Origin of the sequence: Paraglaciecola sp. T6c (assembly GCF_000014225.1) — a bacterium.
In the GTDB taxonomy this organism is placed as follows: domain Bacteria; phylum Pseudomonadota; class Gammaproteobacteria; order Enterobacterales; family Alteromonadaceae; genus Paraglaciecola; species Paraglaciecola atlantica_A.
The window spans coordinates 1760145-1782055 of record NC_008228.1 but is presented as its reverse complement, the minus strand read 5'-3'; the positions used below and the strand labels follow the sequence as shown (position 1 = coordinate 1782055).

18 protein-coding genes are annotated in these 21911 nt (G+C 43.9%); 12 read left to right on the top strand and 6 right to left on the bottom strand.

Annotated elements, in window-relative coordinates; genetic code table 11:
* The first annotated feature begins 24 nt into the window (after positions 1-24).
* Together PATL_RS07590 and yiaY are read left to right on the top strand one after the other, a co-directional pair.
* A complete protein-coding gene (locus PATL_RS07590; protein WP_011574321.1) occupies positions 25-960 on the top strand; it encodes a hypothetical protein in 936 nt (311 codons plus the stop codon).
* A 305-nt stretch (positions 961-1265) separates the two neighbouring features.
* The gene (gene yiaY / locus PATL_RS07585; protein ID WP_011574320.1) at positions 1266-2414 is read left to right on the top strand and encodes an L-threonine dehydrogenase; all 1149 of its coding nucleotides are present in this window, start codon (positions 1266-1268) and stop codon (positions 2412-2414) included.
* 386 nt (positions 2415-2800) lie between these two features.
* Here yiaY and PATL_RS07580 read toward each other — a convergent pair whose 3' ends face one another.
* Positions 2801-3262: an Lrp/AsnC family transcriptional regulator gene (locus PATL_RS07580; RefSeq protein ID WP_011574319.1), complete on the bottom strand. Its 462-nt coding sequence runs from the start codon at positions 3260-3262 to the stop codon at positions 2801-2803.
* A gap of 156 nt (positions 3263-3418) precedes the next feature.
* On the opposite strand from PATL_RS07580, the gene leuA reads away from it, so the two are divergent.
* The 9 genes from leuA (at position 3419) to PATL_RS07540 (ending at position 16468) form a co-directional block, all read left to right on the top strand.
* Positions 3419-5146, top strand: coding sequence for a 2-isopropylmalate synthase (gene leuA, locus PATL_RS07575; protein ID WP_011574318.1), 1728 nt, complete (start codon positions 3419-3421; stop codon positions 5144-5146).
* 427 nt (positions 5147-5573) lie between these two features.
* A complete protein-coding gene (locus PATL_RS07570; protein ID WP_011574317.1) occupies positions 5574-6899 on the top strand; it encodes an aminotransferase class V-fold PLP-dependent enzyme in 1326 nt (441 codons plus the stop codon).
* 63 nt (positions 6900-6962) lie between these two features.
* On the top strand, positions 6963-7487 hold the full coding sequence (locus PATL_RS07565; RefSeq protein WP_011574316.1) for a RidA family protein: 525 nt from the start codon (positions 6963-6965) through the stop codon (positions 7485-7487).
* Positions 7488-8322: 835 nt separating this feature from the next.
* Positions 8323-8706 (top strand): nuclear transport factor 2 family protein, encoded by a 384-nt coding sequence (locus PATL_RS07560; RefSeq protein ID WP_011574315.1) that lies wholly within the window; start codon positions 8323-8325, stop codon positions 8704-8706.
* Between the two features lie 80 nt (positions 8707-8786).
* A complete protein-coding gene (locus PATL_RS22665; RefSeq protein WP_157043403.1) occupies positions 8787-8930 on the top strand; it encodes a hypothetical protein in 144 nt (47 codons plus the stop codon).
* A gap of 467 nt (positions 8931-9397) precedes the next feature.
* A complete protein-coding gene (locus PATL_RS07555) occupies positions 9398-11335 on the top strand; it encodes a CRTAC1 family protein (RefSeq protein WP_011574314.1) in 1938 nt (645 codons plus the stop codon).
* A 403-nt stretch (positions 11336-11738) separates the two neighbouring features.
* Positions 11739-13577, top strand: coding sequence for an alkaline phosphatase PhoX (locus tag PATL_RS07550; RefSeq protein ID WP_011574313.1), 1839 nt, complete (start codon positions 11739-11741; stop codon positions 13575-13577).
* Between the two features lie 59 nt (positions 13578-13636).
* Positions 13637-15343: a hypothetical protein gene (locus PATL_RS07545; protein ID WP_011574312.1), complete on the top strand. Its 1707-nt coding sequence runs from the start codon at positions 13637-13639 to the stop codon at positions 15341-15343.
* Between the two features lie 429 nt (positions 15344-15772).
* On the top strand, positions 15773-16468 hold the full coding sequence (locus PATL_RS07540; RefSeq protein ID WP_011574311.1) for a ZIP family metal transporter: 696 nt from the start codon (positions 15773-15775) through the stop codon (positions 16466-16468).
* A gap of 447 nt (positions 16469-16915) precedes the next feature.
* Here PATL_RS07540 and map read toward each other — a convergent pair whose 3' ends face one another.
* From map to cls, 5 genes are all read right to left on the bottom strand, one after another.
* On the bottom strand, positions 16916-17692 hold the full coding sequence (map, locus tag PATL_RS07535) for a type I methionyl aminopeptidase (protein ID WP_011574310.1): 777 nt from the start codon (positions 17690-17692) through the stop codon (positions 16916-16918).
* A gap of 1 nt (position 17693) precedes the next feature.
* Positions 17694-17900 carry a ParD-like family protein gene (locus PATL_RS07530; protein WP_011574309.1) on the bottom strand — a complete coding sequence of 69 codons (207 nt, stop codon included), beginning with the start codon at positions 17898-17900 and terminating at the stop codon, positions 17694-17696.
* A 475-nt stretch (positions 17901-18375) separates the two neighbouring features.
* Positions 18376-18807, bottom strand: a complete 432-nt coding sequence (locus tag PATL_RS07525) for a universal stress protein (protein WP_011574308.1) — start codon at positions 18805-18807, stop codon at positions 18376-18378.
* Positions 18808-19005: 198 nt separating this feature from the next.
* Positions 19006-19779: an endonuclease/exonuclease/phosphatase family protein gene (locus tag PATL_RS07520; RefSeq protein WP_011574307.1), complete on the bottom strand. Its 774-nt coding sequence runs from the start codon at positions 19777-19779 to the stop codon at positions 19006-19008.
* 58 nt (positions 19780-19837) lie between these two features.
* The gene (cls, locus tag PATL_RS07515) at positions 19838-21292 is read right to left on the bottom strand and encodes a cardiolipin synthase (protein ID WP_011574306.1); all 1455 of its coding nucleotides are present in this window, start codon (positions 21290-21292) and stop codon (positions 19838-19840) included.
* A 47-nt stretch (positions 21293-21339) separates the two neighbouring features.
* On the opposite strand from cls, the gene PATL_RS07510 reads away from it, so the two are divergent.
* Complete coding sequence (locus PATL_RS07510; RefSeq protein WP_011574305.1) at positions 21340-21798, top strand: hypothetical protein; 459 nt, start codon at positions 21340-21342, stop codon at positions 21796-21798.
* Positions 21799-21911: the final 113 nt, after the last annotated feature.

The following is a 21911-nucleotide window of genomic DNA, read 5'->3' as shown; positions in this document are numbered from 1 at the left end:
GGTCCAATAATCATAGGATTTTTGATGTTTCGGTTTGTATTTTCTAGTGCTTTGTTGTCAATATTGCTGCTAAGTGCGTCTGTAAAAAGAGTATATGCGCAAGCGCCTTCTGAGATGGAGCAATTGGCCATGCAGTATGCGCGCGTTATTGGTCAAATTGAGCTGATTAATGTGGCATTCACGCAAATGAATGCGCGCTGTGAAACAGACTTCATCACAAGTGCTAAATTCTTGCCTGAGGTTGATTATTTACTGCGTAAAAACATGGATTACCGCTTTGATGAATTCGTTCATTGGATGGAAGGCGCAGCAGAAACGCGTTTGCTGGCAACACAAATGGTTGACGAAGTGATAGCGGAACATGGCGGCTGCGACAGTAGTGCACTCACCCATTGGTTTCGTTATTTAACTGAGTTAAATGAACAAGAAAACCTCGCTTTTTTACGTCAAAACAAGCTGTTGTTTGGTCTGCCTAAGGTTGCTCGCAGCGAGCATAAAATACAGTTGGCGTTTAACGCTAAGATAAATGATTACCAGAATTTACCTTATCAAGAGATCCACGATTTAGCGTCCGCGTTAGATCAGGGTAGCTACCGATATTCGCTTCTTAGCTTGTCTCAATCGATTATAAAAGATAGCACCAAAGCACAAACGTTATGGCAATTCGCAGTCGATGAATTTGATAAACCCGGCGCTTACTATGCCCTTGGTAAATCTCTGCAAGAACACGCAAAAGATAAAGCCTTAGGGGCTTTCAAGCAGTCTGCACAAAAAGGTTACCGCTTCGCTGAAACGTGGTTGGGCACCTATTACGCTTGTCATAACAATATGCCCCAGGCTTCATTTTGGCTCGAAAAAGCCAAACAAGACGGCGCGGAACCTGAATATATCGACGATATTTATGCAGAAATCGACGAGCTCGGCACACCCACCAACTGTGTGGATGGTTGGGTATACTAACAACCATGTCAGTAATTTATTCCTGTTGCTGCTTCCCTCCAAGTCGCGAGCACCAGAGCTGCTTTTAATTAATTCCACGATCGCAAAACGCCAACCCTCTTCGTTTTGATTACCTATAAAAACAGCGTGCTTAATCGATTCTATGAGCCCAGATCAGCAACTGACATTTTCTGTAACATTATTCAAGCTTCTGAGCAGGTGGTTCGCTATTCAAACTTGTTTTGTGTCAATTTTATCAGGCCCTAATAGTGGGAAAATCATTAGCCTAGATCAACGTGAACATACGTAACATTGAGGACAACCTAATGAGCAACACATTCTATATTCCTGCCGTTAATATCATGGGCGAGAATGCCCTCGAGGATGCTATTCAACAAATTGAGTCCCTTGGGTTCAAAAATGCTTTGATTGTAACCGACCCGGGCATGACACAGTTAGGTGTGGTCGCTGAAGTACAAAACTTGCTCCAAGAGAAAGATGTTAATAGCTTTGTGTTTGACGGCGTTCAACCTAACCCGACCGTGAACAATGTAAACGCGGGGCTTGATGTACTGCACACCCATGAATGTGATTGCGTAATCTCTCTCGGCGGAGGCTCAGCCCATGATTGTGCTAAAGGTATCGCGCTGGTGGCGACAAATGGAGGCCACATCAGTGATTATGAAGGTGTTGATGTATCTAAAAAGGCGCAGCTACCGTTAATCAGCATTAATACAACAGCGGGCACTGCGTCAGAAATGACGCGCTTCTGCATCATTACTGATCAAGAAAGACATATAAAAATGGCGATTGTGGATAAAAACGTTACGCCTATATTGTCCGTTAATGATCCAAGACTGATGGCGGGTATGCCTGCATCTTTAACCGCCGCGACAGGTATGGACGCACTGACTCATGCGATTGAAGCTTACGTATCTACTGCCGCCGATCCGATCACAGATGCATGTGCTATCAAAGCCATCGAGCTTATCCGCGATAACTTGCATGAGGCAGTGCATAACGGCACCAATATGGCTGCCCGTGAGCAAATGGCCTATGCACAGTTTCTAGCTGGTATGGCGTTCAATAATGCGTCTTTAGGCTATGTTCATGCTATGGCACACCAATTAGGCGGTTTTTACAATTTACCTCATGGTGTGTGCAACGCGGTATTACTGCCACATGTGCAAAAATACAATGCGCAAGAAGCAGCACCTCGCCTAAAACATATTGCCAAAGCACTAGGAGTAGCGGTAGATAGTTTAACGGATGAAGCGGGTGCAGAGGCGGCCATTAGTGCCATAGTGTCATTGTCACGCAGTGTGAATATTCCAGCCGGTCTTGCCGAGCTTGGTGCGAAAGAAGCTGATTTCGACATTCTCGCCACCAATGCAATGAACGATGCCTGCGGCTTAACAAATCCAATTCAACCAACCCATGAGCATGTGGTCGCTATTTTCAAAGTCGCCATGTGATTTACGCTTGTTAACGCATCTCAGGTTTTAAGAACGTTGCGATGAATAAATATGTGCGCGTGAAATAAGTGAAGTGTAAAGGCCTGAAAGTGAACTTTTAGGCCTTTTTATTTTGGGAGATTTTACCATTCCACGTTATTAGGTGATCACTCAGCGAGAGTTTAAAAGGGCTTAAACAAGGCGCATGACTGAATGAATAGTCGCTCTCTTTCGAAGTTATGCAACGCAGTGTAAGCCCTTTTAAAACTCGCCTGAAAGGAATGCCCCAGCGGCTTTTGCTCTGCGTTATCACTATTTGGAAGGGAAAAACCATTACTACATAGCGACGCCTTAATAAAAAAGTGCTGGACGCATTCTGAGGGGGCACTTAATAATGCGGATTGGTATTAAACTGGCAATGAGGTTTTCTTCACGGGAGATTTAAGCACAAACGAAGAGTGAACCCCGCTGACGCCTTCAATGCGAGTAAGTTTATCGAGCAAAAATTGCTGAAAATCGTCCATGTCTTTTACAATGACTTTAAGCACGTAATCGGCGGCTTGTCCGGTGATCAAGTGGCACTCCAACACTTCGCTAAACCCCATTACGCTCTCCTCAAACTTAGCGAAACGCTCTGGGGTGTGTTTATCCATAATAATTTGAATAAAAGACAACAGGTTTAAACCAAGCTTACGCGCATTTACTAGCGCCACATAACCATCTATCAATCCGCTTTCTTCTAATTGCCGTACCCGGCGCAAACAGGGCGATGGGGATAAGTTAATCGCATCGGCTAGTTCTTGGTTTGAGATCCTGCCCTTGTGCTGAATTATTTCAAGAATATGGCGATCGTATTTATCAAGTTCCACGTTAACTTCCTATAAAGGTGAAAATAATCAATAAAGTCAAATACTGAGCAATATTATTGCGCAATAAAACAAAATAAACCAGTTTTAGCAATTATCTGCCCGCGGGTCTGCGTTACGCTTGTACACCTTGTTTATCTTAAAAGCCGGAGCGCAAAAATGATCAGCCAACCACATACCAAATATCAACGCTTTGAAGGGGTTAGCTTACCTGATCGCCAATGGCCGAATAAACACATTACTCATGCTCCTGTCTGGATGAGCACCGACTTGCGCGACGGCAATCAAGCGCTGATAGATCCCATGTCGATTGACACGAAATTGCGCTTTTTTAAAGAATTAGTCGCTATTGGCTTTAAACAAATTGAAGTGGGCTTTCCGTCAGCGTCAGACATTGATTTTAATTTTGTGCGCTTACTGATCGAAAAAAATCACATCCCAGATGACGTCACTATTGAAGTGCTAGTTCAAGCACGCTTTGACTTAATCGAGCGCACAGTAGAAAGCTTACGCGGTGCGAAGCAAGCTATATTGCATATGTACAATCCTGTCGCCCCTGCCTTTCGCGATATTGTGTATAAAACCGATAAAGCCGGTGTAAAGCATATTGCCACCCAAGGCACAGCGTGGGTGAAGGAATTGACTGCCCAAGCAACAGAGGTAAATTGGACGTATCAATACTCGCCCGAGGTGTTTTCTAGCACCGAAATTGAGTTTGCCAAAGACGTATGTGATGCAGTAGTAGAGGTGTGGCAGCCAAGTGCCGACAACAAAATTATCATTAATTTGCCAGCCACCGTTGAGATGAACACCCCGAATACCTACGCAGACCAAATAGAATGGATGCATCGTCATCTTAACCGCCGAGAGCATATTGTATTGAGTGTGCACCCACATAATGATCGCGGCACAGCCGTGGCAGCAGCAGAGCTAGCCGTGATGGCAGGTGCCGACCGAGTTGAAGGCTGCTTGTTTGGCAATGGTGAGCGTACGGGCAACGTGGATTTAGTCACCCTTGCAATCAACCTATACACCCAAGGTGTTAACCCGGAGTTGGATTTTTCGAATATCGATAGAGTGCGCAACTTAGTGGAAGAATGTAACCAGTTGCCTGTGCACCCTCGCCACCCTTATGCCGGGGAGTTAGTCTTTACCGCCTTTTCAGGCTCTCACCAAGACGCGATTAAAAAAGGCTTGGCGGTACAAAAAGAAGATACCCTATGGCAAGTGCCTTATTTACCAATTGATCCCGCTGATTTAGGCCGCAGCTACGATGCTGTTGTGAGAGTAAACAGCCAGTCAGGAAAAGGGGGCGTGAGCTTCTTACTTGAACGCGAAGGGGGTTTGCAGTTACCGCGTAAATTACAGATTGAATTCAGTAAAATCGTACAGCAACACAATGACACCAGCGGTAAGGAAATGAGCGCTTCGGGTATTGTGTCGCTTTTTGAATCAACATATTTGATTCAACCCGATTGGATTGAGTTTAAACAGTGCCAAATTAAAACCGTTGAACAAAACCAACAGCAAATCGACATTCAGCTGATTATTAACAACGCTGAGGTGAATATTAGCGGTGTGGGTAATGGGCCAATCGATGCGGCGTCCCGCGCGATGAGTCAATTGATAAAAACGCCACTTGAGATTGTTGATTACCATGAGCACGCAATTGGCGAGGGCTCTGGGGTCACCGCTGTATGTTACTTAGAATTAAGAACGGGTGACACCACAACTCGTTTCGGTGTCGCCAAAGACAGCAATATTATGACCGCGGCTGTCAAAGCGATGCTAAGCGGTATTAATAGAAGCGAGCAACAAGAAAGCATCCAAACCGCGGTTGCCAAGGCTTACACATTTGACCTAAAGCAAGCCGTTTGCTCTGCTTAGCGTGTCGTTAATTTAGTAACGAGCACAGTCACTAGAGCAATGCTATGTGCAGCTCCTATAGTGTCATAAAGCGCGGCCCAGTAATTTTTCATGATTACTGGGCATATTAATTTAGACACACAGAGACTGCTGACCTATTCGCTGGATAAGCTATCTACTCCGCTGAGCTTCTCACCAGTTTTTTGGCTTTCTGTCATTCTGGCTTTCTGTCTTTCGATACTCCCTAGTCACATCTCTTTTGCTCACACTCAACAATAACTGATGACGATTTCAATACCGATTATGGTCTTTGATGAGACTTTGCCCAAAGTATGCGCATTGGCTCGACTCATGCTACACGCTATTGAATGCGCTAGTATTTTCAGCACCCGTTGTTTGAGCACAGCATTTAAACTAAGTAAAATAGCTAACATAATAAGGTGTAGTAATGAGCGAAGACGCGACGAACTTTGATCGTAGAAGCATGCTAAAAACCTTAACTGCGGGGGCTGTTTGCACCCTTGCTGCATCAGGAATGGCCAACAGCGCGCCGCAGATCAGCGTGGCTGAATTTCCCGCCGTCCCTAAAGGGCTTTCCCCTGAATCCCTCGCTGAGGATGAATCTTTTTGGGCCAAGGTTGCACTGTTTTACGACACAGCCCAAGGCATTGTTAATTTGGAGCATGGTTATTGGGGCAAGATGTCTCGCCCAGTACAAGAAGCCTACGTAGACAATACCCGTATGGTTAACACTGACCTGTCTTACTATGCACGTAAACACTATAAAAACGACGAAAGAGTAAGCACCCTTAACGTTGCTAAAGCTCTTGGGGCACGGGAAGACGAAGTCGTGCTGACCCGCAATGCCACTGAATCAATTCATAACCTTATTCGCCAGTACAATCGATTAGAGCCAGATGATGCCATTCTGTATACGGACATCGATTATCCCAGCTTTAAAGACACCATGCGCTGGCTTGCGGCGTCTGGAAACCTCGAGGCGGTTGAGGTAACACTACCTCCTCAGGCAAATCAGCAGCAAATACTCGATAAGTACATTGAAGCCTTTGATAAACACCCTAATTTAAAATTAATGTTGCTCACTCATGTGAGTAATCAACATGGTTTGATTTTGCCCGTCGCTAAGGTTTCGGCCATCGCGAAGCTACGGGGTATAGATGTGATATGTGACTGCGCTCAATCATGGGGTTTGCTCGACTTCAATATCACAGAATTGAACGTAGATTGGGCAGGGTTTAATTTGCATAAATGGATTGGCAGCCCAGTGGGTGTGGGTGCGCTGTATATGAAAAAAGGCTCATTGAAAAAAGTATCCCCCTACCCTGGTGAATCTGACCCAAAAAACATCAGTGTGAATTCGCGCGTACACACAGCTACAGTCAACTTCGCTTCAATTTTAACCCTGCCTGCGGCTATCAATTTTCACAACATGCTTGGCGGCGCTAACAAAGAAGCGCGTCTGCGTTACTTACATGCCTTGTGGGCAACCGAAGCCCGTAAGATGCCACATATCGAAGTACTGGGCGGCGCTGACGGTGAGTCCTGTACAGGCATGGGTGCATTTCGCCTTGCGGGTAAAACAACGCTGGAAGAGGCGAAAAATCTACAGCAAAGGTTAGAAAACGAATTTGGCGTTTTTACAGTCGTTCGCGTCGGGTTATCCAGCGGTTGCTGTATTCGGGTTACACCACAGGTATTTACCTCAGCGAATGATATTAGCCAACTGCTTATCGCTTTGAAAAACCTCGGTTGAGCGTTGAATAACACAAAATTAATCTAAAATTAACCCCAAAAAACAATAAGCAAAAGGAACACCATGAACAAGCTTTTACTTACGTGCGCTTTATCCATCAGCCTTGCGATGTCTGCAAACGCCTTTGCCAGCGATTCACCTGAAGCACGCATTAAAGCTGCTGGTTTCGAATTACCTGCCCCGGTAAAACCCATCGCTAATTATGTTACCTGGCGACGTTCAGGGAATACCTTGTACCTGTCAGGTCACGGTGCCTGCGAAGGTAACAGTATATTGGGAAAACTCGGCGATACGCTTAATGTTGAGCAAGGTTATGAGGCCGCTCAGCGCGCGGGTTTGTGTGCGCTGGCCACCATAAAATTGGCGGTAGGCGATTTAACGAAGGTTAAACAGGTGCTACAAATTAACGGCATGGTAGCAGCGGTTCCGGCGTTTACTGACCACTCGAAGGTCATCAATGGCTTTTCTGATCTGTTTGTCACGGCGTTTGGTGACGACGGCAAAGCCGCGCGGGCAGCGGTAGGTATGAGCGGCTTACCTGGCAATATGTCAGTAGAAGTCAGTGCGGTTATAGCATTAAAAGAATAATCTTCATTTTACACTGACTGCCTTACTGATTTAATGCTGTCTGCCTTGTTAATTTAATGATTGCTCATTGGTAATGACTATCGCGCAAGGCAGTTGCTCCGTCCCCTTTGTGATTTATTGCATCATCGCCTCATTGCCTCACTTTTAAAGCTAGAACGTTAAGGTTTCAAACGGGCAAAAAATGCGTTTAATTTAATACTGTGCATCGAAATATTAACCGACATGCTTACCCCGAACGATTCATTAAAATTTCAGCGCTCATTGAAAAACGCCACATGGCTCTGCTGCCTGAATCTAGCCCTGTCACTTACTTTTTGAAAAGTGGAATAAAGAGCAGATTACCAGCCTGATTGTTGCGCTATGCCTTTGAGCCTATGGCGTTCATGGTTTATATTCTGTCGAATATTTATATCTCCAGCAGAAGCAGAGGTGGCATTCATCTTTACCAAGAATCTGTTTGGATAATGTTCGCCGTGCGTATTTGCGGGGCCGGTGCTTTTATTATCACTGCACTCGATCACTGCACTTGATCACTACAATAGAAGAGACAACGAACACAGCTATTTCAAATATGGGCAATTGCTTTATTCTGCGTGGCAGCTATGCGAAAAATTGTCATTGTGCGCTAAGTGATTTTATTATGAGAGTAACGGTATGCCAAGAGCCAACCAAATGCCAAGAGACGCTAAGAGGCGCTAGCATTTGATAAAGTAGCCAGAGCGGAGGTCAGTGATCGACTGCTGTTAATCCTGTGTAATGAATATTGCATACCTGTGCCTAAACCCTCCAGGCTATAAACTAACAGAACAACATAAACTTAAAAAAAGAGCTAAATATGACTCATGATCTAGCGGCGAACAAACAAAACGCCATTGATTTTTACCGCACGGCCTATTTAGGTGAGCCGGCCAAGGCCGTTGCACTTTACGTAGGCGACACGTACATACAACACAATCCAGCAGTGAAAGACGGTAAACAAGGTTTTATCGATTACTTCACTGAAATGGCTGAGGATTACCCTGTAAAAAGTATCGAATTTGTACGCGCTATTGCACAAGGGGATTTGGTCGCCCTGCACACTCACCAAACCTGGCCGGACAATATGCACTACATCACCATGGATTTTTTCCGTTTTGATGATGCAGGAAAAATCGTTGAGCATTGGGATTCAATACAAGAAATACCCAGTGATTCGAAAAACGGGAATACGATGTACTAACTACGCGTAATGGGCACCATAGACAGTTCAATGTCTATTTGGAGCCCCTTGTGTCATATAAAGCATAAAAAGCGCAATAAATGCCAATCTTATTGTCGATAAACACCAACTTACTAGCGCAATTATTAGCGCAGTTATTAGCGCAGTTATTAGCGCAGTTATTAGCGCAGTGCCAGTATCACCTAAAACCTTATCACCCACTGAAAAACGTGAACGATGGTTAGCGGTGTGGATGCCGATAGAAGTAACGCCCTAATTCGCACTATTAAATGAGCGTGGCCAACGATTCTCACGTATTTAATGTCAACGCAAGGCACTTACCCAGCCTCTTTTATCTCACAAATACTGTTAACAAGTGGATATCGTCCACTAGCAATAGCCGCTCTGTGCTCAAGATAAATACCCTAGTGTAAATACATTATTTTAATCGCATTCACTTGCTGACATAAGGCTAGCAATGGCTTAGCACGCTTGTTGAGTAATAGCTTACGCGCCTAATAAATAAAAATTAATGCATTGATTGAGATCGCTTAATGTAGCGAGTATGATATAAAATTGTAAACAATTTACAATAAACATTATCAATATAAATGTGATTTTCTTAGCCGGAAATAAACCGTTACGTTACGCGTTGATGGCCTACATCATTTGCCGAACCTGTGTTTTTTGATCATTAGAGACTCTTATTACTATGAACATACGTAAACCACTCTCCTTAGTCGCCCTTGGCGTCGTTATCGTTTTACAAAGCGCTTGTAGTCATAACAACGATGTAAATTCCCCCAAAAATAACCCTGTAGCATTTAAAGATGTGTCTGAGTCAGTTGGCTTAATCACAGATGCAAACTGGAAATACGGCGGTCCAGCTGTGGTTGATTTGAACAATGACGGGCACTACGACTTTTTATTGACCAACCATGACACCACCCCAGTACAATTGTTTATGGGTGATAAAAACCATCATTTTAGCGAGGTGAAGGGTGTTTATGGCAAGGTGGATTTACATGGCGTGTCCGCCGGTGATTACGATGCTGACGGCGACAATGATATTTTATTGTCGCTTGGCGGCGGGAACGGTTTAACCCCGCAACCTCAGCGGTTATTGCGCAACGACAATGGCAAATTTACCGATGTAACCCAAGAAGCAGGCATATCTGAACTAGGCGCACGGGGCAGAAGCGTGCGCTGGGTAGACTTAGACAACGATGGCGACCTTGATTTTATGCAGGTTAACGCCACCAAAATGGTTGATGAGACCTCACCGCGAAACATCATTTTTGAAAATATAGGTAACGCTAAATTTCGGTATGTGAGCAGTCCAGGTTTCGAAGATGTTGAAGCAGAGCGAGTGTTACTCACGGATTACAATAACGATAATGTAATGGACATCATTACATTCACCAGTTATGACAAATCCACTATTTGGCAAGGCAATGGCGATTTTACCTTTACCAATACCACCAGCAAGGTGTTTCCAGCGGGACATGAGGGTTACCCTGGTACCGTCACTGTCGCTCAGGCTGATATTGATAATGACGGCGACCTTGATTACTACTTTGCCAGAGGCAAGCTGTACTACACCATCGCCAATAACAGCATCAGTTTTGATAGAGCACATCAGACGCTTGACCTTCGCGATGTCGGCAGTAAAAGTCACGATGGCTTAACCTTATATGCTAATGCTGACTTAGTGCTCAATGACTTTTATCACTTCCCTAGAGCCAAACTGCTGGATTTTATGCCGGTATATATCGGTGCTAACAAACAGCAAATTACCACGCCAACAGCTGATCAGACCGTGACACAGGAGCAAGCAATAGGCTTTCCTGATGAAGTCACTGAAACCGGTTGGTACATAGGTTACTTAGGTGACAACAAGTGGCGGGTAGAATGGATGCTCACCGATGATTTAGCCTGGGATGTGCGCGCGTCTTTCACCGGCATCACAGACTATGAAGCCAGCTGGACACCGCAAGAGTTAGGAGTGCCTGACGTACTACTACGCAACGACAACGGCGTATTCACCGATATTTCAAACGTCTTACCTGAGCAAGCCAAAAGCAATAACTGGGGAGTGACCACAGGTGATTTTGACAATGACGGAGACGCAGATTTCTTTGTTTACCGCTTTGGCGATTTAAAACGCCGAATCGCTGACGTGATGTTCATCAATAACGGCCATGGGCAGTTCAAAGCCATTGATAAGCAAGATGCCACCAGCGAAATAGGACTCAAATCTCACGGTGATTCAGGCGTAGCATTTGATTTCGACCTTGACGGAAAAATCGATATATTAAGCGGCGATGACGACAACGGGAAATGGCATTTATACAAAAACATTACCCAAGATGCTGATAACAATCACCTATTGGTAAAAATCGGCTATTCACAAAATGGTATAGACCCTTACGGCGCTAAAGTGTGGGTCACCACCAAAGGTGGCAAACAGTACAAGCTTATTGGCTCGAGCAACGCCAACCATTCACAAAGTTTATTGAACATTGCGCATTTCGGTTTAGGCAAGGATGACGTAGTAAACGACATTACAGTGCGCTGGCGAGATGGCACGACGCAAACCTTGAAAAATCAGAAGGTTAATCAGCTTTATAATGTAGGTAAATCAGTTTAATCACAGATGCGGTAGCAAGAACAGCATCTGCTCTTTGGCGACCTATCGATCGCTAACGATTTAGCCCTAAACTAAGCGGTAACCAAGTACACCACTGACGATAAACGCCGCTTGGCTTTATCGTCTATTTCCTACTCCGTTCCCTTATTTTCACCGCGTATATCCCTAATACCAGATACGTTAGCTATTGAACCTAATAGGTTTTTTCCACCTGTATGAATGTCGTCAGCGGAATACTGAAAGATAGCCACCAACCCTAGGCCGTAAGAAAACCTTCAATTTTATGTCAATAATCTGTCACCTCTTAGTCACATAACAACCTCACTATAATCGCCGCTATGACCACTATGAGATGCGCAGCCTTGCTACGTCTCTGACTCATGATTATAAAAAAGGATAGTTAATGAAGATTCAAAATTTACGCGATATAAAATATTCAGCCCTCGCGTTAGCGGTAGCATTTGGTATTTCAGCCTGTTCATTGGACGGCGATGATGGTGAAGACGGTGCGCAAGGCGCCGTTGGTGAGCAAGGCGAACAAGGTGCTCAAGGTGAGCAAGGTGATACCGCAGGAAAATTAACGCGCATTGCGACGGTGCCTTTAGGCGCTGAAGTAACTGGTATTTTCTTAACCGATGAAGGGGATCTTTTCTTTAATGTCCAACATCCTTCCGGCACCAATGCCGTCACCACTGAGGTAAACGCAAAGCCAATTAACACAGGCACCGTAGGGGTTTTAGCGGGCGCAAACTTTAACAACCTACCTGTTACGCTACCTAATTCGCCAGTACCTGCCAGCGATGAAGAAAAGGAAGTGGTGGTATCCGCCATTGGCCAATACCAAGTCCTTGGTCAAACAGGCGATACCTTTGGCACTGAATTACCTGAAGGATTAGGGCACATTTACACCTTAGATGGCGAGGAGTTAGTGTTAGAAAACGATATGCCTGACTTTAATGGTTTTATTTCTACGGCGTCAGGTGAAGGTTATTTATTTTCTAACTGGGAAGAATTACCCGGCGGTATGAGCCGCATGAAGATTGAGCGTGATGATTTTGGTATGTGGCAAGTAACTGAAGCCATGATGCTAGACTTCTCCCCAGTGTGGGGAACTGCCGCTAACTGTTTCGGATCTATGTCCCCTTGGAATACCCCACTAACATCGGAAGAATGGGTGGTAGATTCATCTGTTGATTCAACCACCTCACCTAGCTGGAATGATCCAGAAGCCGTCGCAACGGATGCTCGTCTTGGCCGCATGTGGCAGATGACAGCACCAGATGCGTCAAACCCGTATAACTATGGTTACATAGCAGAAGTCACCGAGCCTCTTGCTGATGAGCCTGTCATTGTTAAGCATTTAACTATGGGTCGTTATGAGCACGAGAACTCAACCGTCATGCCAGATGGAAAAACCGTGTATCTTTCACAGGATGATACCGGCGGCGTGTTATTTAAGTTCATTGCTGACACCGCTGAAGACCTCTCTACTGGTACCCTTTACGGCGCTAAATTAACCCAAGACCTTGGCCAAAATGAACCTGCTACTACCGGTTTTGATGTTCAGTGGGTTGAACTTGCCAGTGGTGATAATGCCACTATTCGTGCATGGGTGAATGAATACAACGACATTGGCACCGATGACTACATAGAAGGCCAGAGTTCATACATCACCATGGCTGATGTAGCCGCTTGGGCAAATGGCGATGCGACCTACCCTACCGTTGAAAATGGCGGAAGCAGCCAAACAGCAGGGGAGCCAATGGATGATCGTGTGGCGTTTCTTGAATCACGTGCAGCTGCGCGTGCTAAAGGTGCAACAGCTGAATGGCGCAAGCTTGAAGGTATTTCAATCAACCTAAAGCGCGCTGAAGAAGCGGTTGAAGGAACAGATACCATAGACGGTGAAGTGGTTGAAAATGCTTATCTTTACATCGGTATCGCGGATTTAGATAACACCATGGTGGATGACGAAGGTGATATTCAGCTTTCAGCACGTGTTAAAGATTGTGGTGGTGTGTATCGCGCTCGTCTTGAACAGGGGTATGACATTACACGTATCGAGCCTGTAGTGATGGGGGGAACTTACCGCTCAAGCTTAACAGGAGCAGAGCGTTGTGATGTGGAGCAACTTTCTCAGCCAGATAACGTTGTGGTGATGAACGACGGCCGTATTCTGATTGGTGAAGACGGATTCCAGGAAAACAACACGCTGTGGATGTACGAGCCAGCAGACAAGTAAGCTTTTCCCTTTAATTCATCCGAGCACAGGTGTGCTCGGATTTTTTCGTTGTAATCATTATGAACATACACATTAAATTACTACCCTTATTAAGCGTTACTTTACTACCATTTTTGTTGGCTTGCTCGCCCTCCCCGCAAGAAGAGGCAAAGTCCGGCAACAAAGCAGAGACTATCGTGGTTCAAGCCACAAGCAATGAAGCTGATGCATATCCATACAATGAAGGCGATGACATTCCTGCCATGGCCTACATAGAACATAAAGAAATTTACAATCCTGAGTCGGTTATCCCACCTCAGTGTTACACCAAAACAGAAGGTAAAAATAACCCCTGTTATGCCTGTCACCAAAGCTATGATCGCGTTGAAAAACGCCCCAATCAGATGGGCGATGGCACACTACAAGGCAATTACGAATTTTCCGACGTCGGGCTTACCAACAGTTGGAAGAACTTATTTATCGATAGGCGTGAGCTGATTGCAGGGATCGAAGACGACGCCATTTTGGAATACACATCCCAAGATAACTACGCCTCTGCCATTGAAGGGGATAGCACTATTCCCGAATACATGCGTATTGAAAACTTGAGTACAGGTGCAGCCGCTTTTGATACAGACGGGTTAGCCAAAGACGATAGCCGCTGGGTCTCCTATAACTACAAGCCCTTCCCCAGCACCTTTTGGCCAACCAATGGTTCTACTGGGGATGCAATGATCCGCTTACCTCAGGCGTTTCAACAACTCGAAGGTAAATATAGTCGTGACGCATATCTAGTGAACTTAACCCTAGTTGAAATGGCACTTAAAGACGTCAACACCCTGCCCGTGGCAGGCATCAACGAACAGGAACTCGCCTTGGATATTAACGGCGATAATGAACTCAGTGAGCACGTAACCACCATGGTCCGCCAGACTCATTATATTGGCGATGCTGCCCATGTTGAAGTGGCGCATATGCTGTTTCCTGAAGGCACAGAGTTTCTGCATACGGTACGCTATATCGGCGTTGACGAGCATGGTGATATATATAACGCTGAACGCATGAAAGAAGTGCGCTATATGCAAAAGCACAGATTCAGAAGTCGTGAGAGCTTAGCTTCTGCTTACTATGCAGAAGCTAAGGAAAAGCATTTCGAAAATTTACCGCAAACCCGCTATTTAGGTGACGCAGGCATCGAAAACGGTTTTGGCTGGACCATTAACGGCTTTATTGAAAATGAAGAAGGGGAATTGCGCGCCCAACATGATCAAGAACTGGCTTTTTGTAACGGCTGCCACAAAACCGTAGGCTCAACATTTGATCAAACGTTTTCTTTTGCTCGAAAGGTGCCAGGCAGTCTTGGTTGGGGATATATTAACCTGCACGAAATGGAAGACGTACCCAATATAAACGAAACGCAAGGCGAGTTTCTAACTTACATGCAACGCGCTGGCGGCGGTGACGAATTCCGTCAAAACCAAGAAATGTTGACCCGCTGGTTTAGCGAGAAAGGCATCCTTAATGTAGAAAAAGTGCAACGGGCCCCTTCTGTATATGCGCTAATTACACCGAGTCCGGACCGCGCATTAGCGCTTAATAAAGCTTATTTAACCATAGTGAAAGAACAAAGTTACCTGTTTGGGCGAGACGCTACGCTAACTGAAGCTAGCAATGTATTGAGCCACATTGATGCAGAACAACCACCGTTGAAGCCAGAGCATCGCTTTAAATGGGATATGCGCTTAAACTGGAATGCTATAAAAAGTACAAAGGTCGCTGGCCATTAAACAATAGTCCTGCACTAAGTCAATTGCCCTAACGGGCAATTGATAACCCTTTACAGAGCACCTAGATTCTTGCTGTTCCTCATACCACGTAAATATTAAATCCGAGAGTTCAATCCAAGCACTATTGCGGTGAGTAAGATGTTTCAATGAAGACACTTGAGTCATCTCATACACCAATTAAGTCATCGGTTAGCACATGGCGTAATTTTTTATCTTGGTGATGAGGGCCATAGTTTAATACAGCAATAAGTTTTCTACTCCACTAAATATGTTCAAAAATTTTCGTTAAGCCCGCAAGTGAAATAAACGATCGGAATCTACGTATTTACAAAATCAGTTGCCCTTATTACTGTCTCAAGCACAGGTTTACATCTCAGAGGCATAACGTTGAATAATACACTGTTTGTAATCCTCGGCTTTGGCCTATTGATGAGCATGATAGCTGTCATTGGCGGGCTTTTTATTCTTTTGCCCGAGAAAACCTTAAAGCGCTGGTTGATGCCAATTGTCGCATTCGCGGCAGGTTCGTTACTCGGCGGAGCGTTCTTTCATATGATCCCACATGCGCTGAGCGCTTCAGAGTCGCTCATACACGTGATGCTATGGGTAGTTGCCGGCTTTACTGCTTTTTTCGCACTCGACCAATTATTGGAGTGGCATCATTGTCACCGCGTGCCTTCAGAGCATGTGCGCCCGTTAGGCCCGCTACTTTTGATTGCTGATGGTGTACATAATCTGCTCGGCGGGTTGGCGATTGGCGCTATTTTCCTCATCGATATACGAGCAGGGATAGCGGCTTGGACCGCTGCGGCATTGCACGAACTCCCACAAGAAATAGGTGACTTCGGGGCTATGGTCCATGCAGGTTATTCTCGCCGAAAGGCACTTTTATACAATTTCATTTCTGCACTCACTTTCCCGCTTGGTGGCGTTATTGCTTTCGTAGTTGGACAAAGTTTGAATGTGTATTTTCTTGTCGCATTAGGCGCAGGAAACTTCTTATACATCGCAGGTGCAGATCTGATACCCGAGGTTAAACACGCAAAAGACCTTAGAGAAACTGGGATCCGTTTCTTGTTCTTTATATTAGGTGTCTCCCTGCTTTATCTTGTGACCAAATTATAAACAAAATGGCTCAGTTAATTTGATATCCGCGTTATTAGGCAGATTAAACGCCAATGGAATGCAAACAGGTTGGCATATTAAAAGGAATGAAAGCAGCGCCTTGACTCTGCTGCGTATCGAATTTTAGCGCTCTTATCAAACGTCATTCCGCTTACGGGCTGTTTTAAACTCAGGCGATAAACATATGAGCGCTCGCTTATCCTGCGCAGTAAAGGCTGTAATCTTGGCACTTTTTAACTCGCGCTTAATACAGCACCGATTCTTTAACCCTAGGCTATAAATGGCCAAGACCTTTTGAGGGCTTAAAAGAAGTCAACTTTCTGCCGAGTATGGCCTAAATGTTTACAGGTACCGCAATGAACCAGCTAGAGTGGTTACCAAGCTCTATGGTATCCAAATGATGACTAAGCACTTCCTCACAATGACTTATTAATGAGTACGTTTGGGCTAAATCAGATCTGCTTCTTCTTGTCGAAGCGTTAAAACTTCATAACCCGTTTGCGTCACTAAAATCGTGTGCTCCCATTGAGCAGACAGCTTTTTATCGGCAGTAATCACTGTCCAACCATCTTTTTTAGTCTTTGTTTTTGCCTTCCCCTGATTAATCATCGGCTCAATGGTAAATGTCATCCCTGCTTGCAAACTCAGTCCTGTTCCTGCCTCTCCGAAGTGAAGAACTTGTGGATCTTCATGCATTTCTCGGCCTATGCCATGCCCACAAAACTCTTTGACAACAGAGTAACCATTGCTTTGTGCTACGGTTTGTATCGCAGCACCGACATCACCTAATGTTGCACCCGGCTTCACTTTTTTGATACCTGCCCACATGGCTTCGTAAGTGGTTTTGACAAGACGCTTGGCCAGTGGACTTGCGTCGCTCATGACATACATTTTGCTGGAGTCTGCAATAAAACCATTTTTCTCGAGAGTAATGTCTAAATTAACAATATCTCGCGACTTTAGCTTGTAGCTATCGCGCGGAACCCCATGACAAATGACTTCATTTACGGATGAATTTAATGCAAATTGATAACCGTATTGACCAACACTTGCAGGCCTTGCATTTAATGTATTACGAATGAAATTATCGACGTGATTATTGATCTCTAGCGTAGAGATCCCTTCTTGTACAAAGCCATCTAACATATGGAATACTTCAGCCAAGAGTTTTCCTGACGCTCGCATCAACTCAATTTCTTTTGCCGTTTTAATGTTGACTTGCATACTATTTGACAACTTTTAAGGCAGTGTCAGCGTTGGCATTTTCCAGTTCTTTAACAATAAGTTCTGAGAACGTTAACGTGGGATTTAACTCCGCTAGTCGCCCCATTTTTATCCAAAATTCAGCTTGCGCATTGATAGAACGAGACATGACTTGACAGCTTTTTCGCACTTCGTCGTGAACTTCGTCAGATATTTTTATGATTCCCATGACATACCATTTGCATATAAAACATATATGAATCGTATGCTTTAATATTTTGTTTTGCAAAAAAATACAGCTGTTCGTTAACTGCAAAAGAAATGATTTGCACTGTGTTTGTCAGCAGAACCTACCCTTTACAAATGACAGAAAGTAGATACAAAGTGAATTTAAGGACACTATAACAACCAGGTTTCACCGAGACTATTGGGGGATTGTCGCTGTAACTGACGTAAAACCTGAAGGACCTTGTACACGACTATTAAGTGGCGTCTGGCATTCAGTCATCTTTTTACTTTTAATTTACTATGCTTTCACCAAAGCGTTACCGCATTAGGCGCTCAGTCTGCGACTATGAGGTGCTATCACAGCCTGATATCAACTCTGGTCAATTTAAAAATTAGAATTGAGTCAGGCATAGGCCACACATTTGACAAACACACTTATTTAAACGCGCTTACTTAAACGCATCGATTTAACGCATTTATTTGATTACGAGTACTGGGCAGTTCGCTTTTTTAACGATCGCGTCGGCAACATTATCATGCAGAAAATGAGACATGCCGGTTCTTCCGTGGCTGGCGATAACCTCCATGCCAATATCACCGCTATTGGTTTCAGCCAAGATTTCATCGACCGCATCTCCGTGTCGGATAATCGTCTCAATCTTTAAACTCGTATCTAACTGACTTAATAAATCATGCATTTTAGTTGCGGCAGCATCTTCCATATTCTTAGCTAATTCAGAGGGAGTGATCGTAAGGATCATGTAATTCTCATTTCCTGAAGGCTGCTCAATGACATGCAAAATACGGATACCCACTCGATCTAAATTTGCCATTTCAACGACGTACTGCAAAGCATGTGACGAAGTATCGGAAAAATCCGTAGGCCATAAAATAGCGCGTGATCGCATATTACTCTCCTAGACAATGTAAAGGGTGTTGGTGGAATAACGCTACGAGCCTCATCCGAACAAACTCGCCTTTATCGCAAAGACTTAAGTATAGTCAGCGCCCAGTGACGATTTAGTGACCAGAATCAATTCAACCACACTCTAAATACCCCTTTCGTTGAATCGGTTGGTATACATTCAAATAGAATTAACACTAGGTTACTTTGCAGACGCTGAATTTAGCGTATGCAACGTCAAGCTGATTGGATAATGATCAGAAGAGTGAATATTCGTATGCACGTGAGCGTTAACAACCTCTAATCCACGAAAATAGATATGGTCAAGGTGCTGAAACAAATGATTGAACCTTGGCTTACGATCCATTCTCACTTCGTCCAACGAAAACGATTTTGCTAACTGATTAAAGTAACGTAATCTTTTGCCATTCCAAGTGTTAAAGTCACCCGCTAACAATATGGGTCCATCATGATTTTCCAGCATGTGGAATACTTGGTTCAAGTGCATACTGAACTTATCAAAAGAGACAAAATTAATAAGGTGAGAGTTTACTACGAGTAGCGACTGCCCTAATGTGGGCAATGGATAGACCGTCGCTAACAACATTTTTTTTGTTTGAGAAACAGGTTCGCTAGGCTTCGATACCGAAAAGTAATGTTGCTGCGCCGCAACAGTCGACCCCGTCTTAACGCCCGTTTCAATATTCGTTTTCACGTTTTTGAAACTACGCGCCATCATCCACTGATGCTGTAGCGACTTTTTGAAGTCGACATCATAAGGTGAATTTAATACCGCTTCTTGTAAAAGGATTAAATCTTTGTCACTAGAAAGAGATTTGAAATCTTCTAACCAGCCCTTTTTTTTGCATTTGAACACATTCCACAGCAAAAGCTCAATGTTCGGCCCCATAACTGGGTTGGGTGCATGCCCCATTATTTTCACAGACTCCAATGGGCTAAAACGACTCTTAAGCATGACTTTATCGGCCTCTAGCAAACAAGATTATAGAAAGATCTGGTGCCCAATAACTCTATCAAAGATAGGGTGAAAATAACCGGAACAAATTGTTACGAGTCTTCTTATAAAAGGGTAGATTGCTAATTTCCTGCTGTGTAACCGGTAGCGAGTTTTGTTTTTTAGAAAGAAAAAACGCTCTCAATTTGGCATTAAGTTGCCTATCAAAACACTCTAAATTAATTTCAAAATTAAATTCTAAACTTCTGGCATCCCAGTTAGTCGAGCCGACAAATGACCAAATGTCGTCGATAACAACAATTTTACTGTGGTCAAATGGCCTATTATTTTTATAGATTTTTATACCGTGCTTAATTATGCGCGAGAAATTTGCTTCCATCACCCAATCCACAAAAGGAATGTTGCTGTGTCTAGGCACGATTATCTCCACTGATACACCACGTAGGGCCGCAGCGTGTAAAGACGTCATTAGGGTTTGGTCTGGTATAAAATAAGGGGTCATAATTTTCACACTTGTTTGAGCGCAAACGAGTGCGTTAATCAAAGTCCAACGTATTTTATTGTGGTCTTCATCGGGACCATCTTGAATGGCCCGAGCAATAACCGATTTATTACTTGTTTTGGTCATCGTGGTTTGTACGAACGAAGGAAATTCAATTAATTCTCCGGTCGCAAAAAACCAATCTTCTACAAATACCTGACTAATTTGATCTATCACCGGGCCGGTTACTTTAAAGTGGATATCATCAATCGGGTGTTCAGCCGATTTAACCTCATTATTTTTACTTATATTCATTCCACCGACATAGGCTACTTCACCATCTACACAAAGTATTTTTCGATGATTCCGTAAGTTAATAAAGCGAATAGTCGTAAGCGAAATGGCAGGTAAAAAACGAGCCGTTTTCACCCCGAGCTTCTTTAAGGCTCGGTCTGATTTATGCCAGCTGTATCCAATGCCTACACCGTCCAATAATACGTTTACGATGACCCCTCTTTGATGCGCATCGGACAGGGCATCTACAAATTGTCGTCCAAGTGAGTCGCAGTCAAATATGTAACTCGATAAAACGATATAGCGATGAGCCGCATGAATAGATTGGAGCATTTCTGGGTAAGCCATATCACCGTTAACCAATGGCTCAACACTATTATCTGAAACGTAGTTAACAGGGTGAATGGTATGCCCCGCAATGACTGCCGGATGCCAATGCGCCGGAATATGAGATATTTTATTGGGTTGTTCTGGGGCGCGAAAATCCTGCTTAAGTGTTTGAGGGTGTTTTTTCTGCGCTGAGCGCTTAATACGATTTATCCCAAACAGCCAATAAAATAGACTGCCTATGACGGGCGAAAAGATCACTAATCCAATCCACGCTAACGATGTTCGTTCATTTTCTTTGAACATAAGTACATGTAACGATGACATAATGGACAAGCCAATATGCAAAACAACTATGATGGTTACCCAATGGATGTAAACCCATTGGGTCCATTGTTCAACTATTTGCATAAAACCCTACTCAAATAATGCTTATGTAAATCAATTTCGGAAAATAAGTGCTGACAGAATATTACACCATAGCGACAACCTATTTAACGGATACATTTGGCCCAAATTTTATATTTTTGACCATTTTGCTAACGTCGGCGGTTTCTATTGGTTACTTCATATTGATGAGCTACATCATTACAAACATGGATAAACGATACTTTATCCGCAGAAAAAACAAAGATAAAAATGCTGATATCATTCCTAACCGAACGCCGGGCAAAAACAGCTTAATATTCATCATTGAAATGGTAAAAATTCTCTTTGGGATAGGCTTACTAGTGTGTGGAATTATTATGTTAGTTTTGCCCGGTCAAGGCTTAATAACCATGTTAATAGGGTTAAGCTTGATACCCTTCCCAGGTAAAAACAAACTCGAACAGAATCTACTATCAAGACAGTCGGTGAGATCTTCCTTGAATTGGATCCGAGCTAAGGCGAATAAAGAACCCTTTATTTTCGATTGAATGCCCGTCCAATGTTCGAATAGAACAAAAGCATAAAATGGTTGTGGTTAACGTTTTTGACTCAGGTAAGGGAGACCACAGTGCAGCAAAAGTACTCAGCAAAGGCTAATATT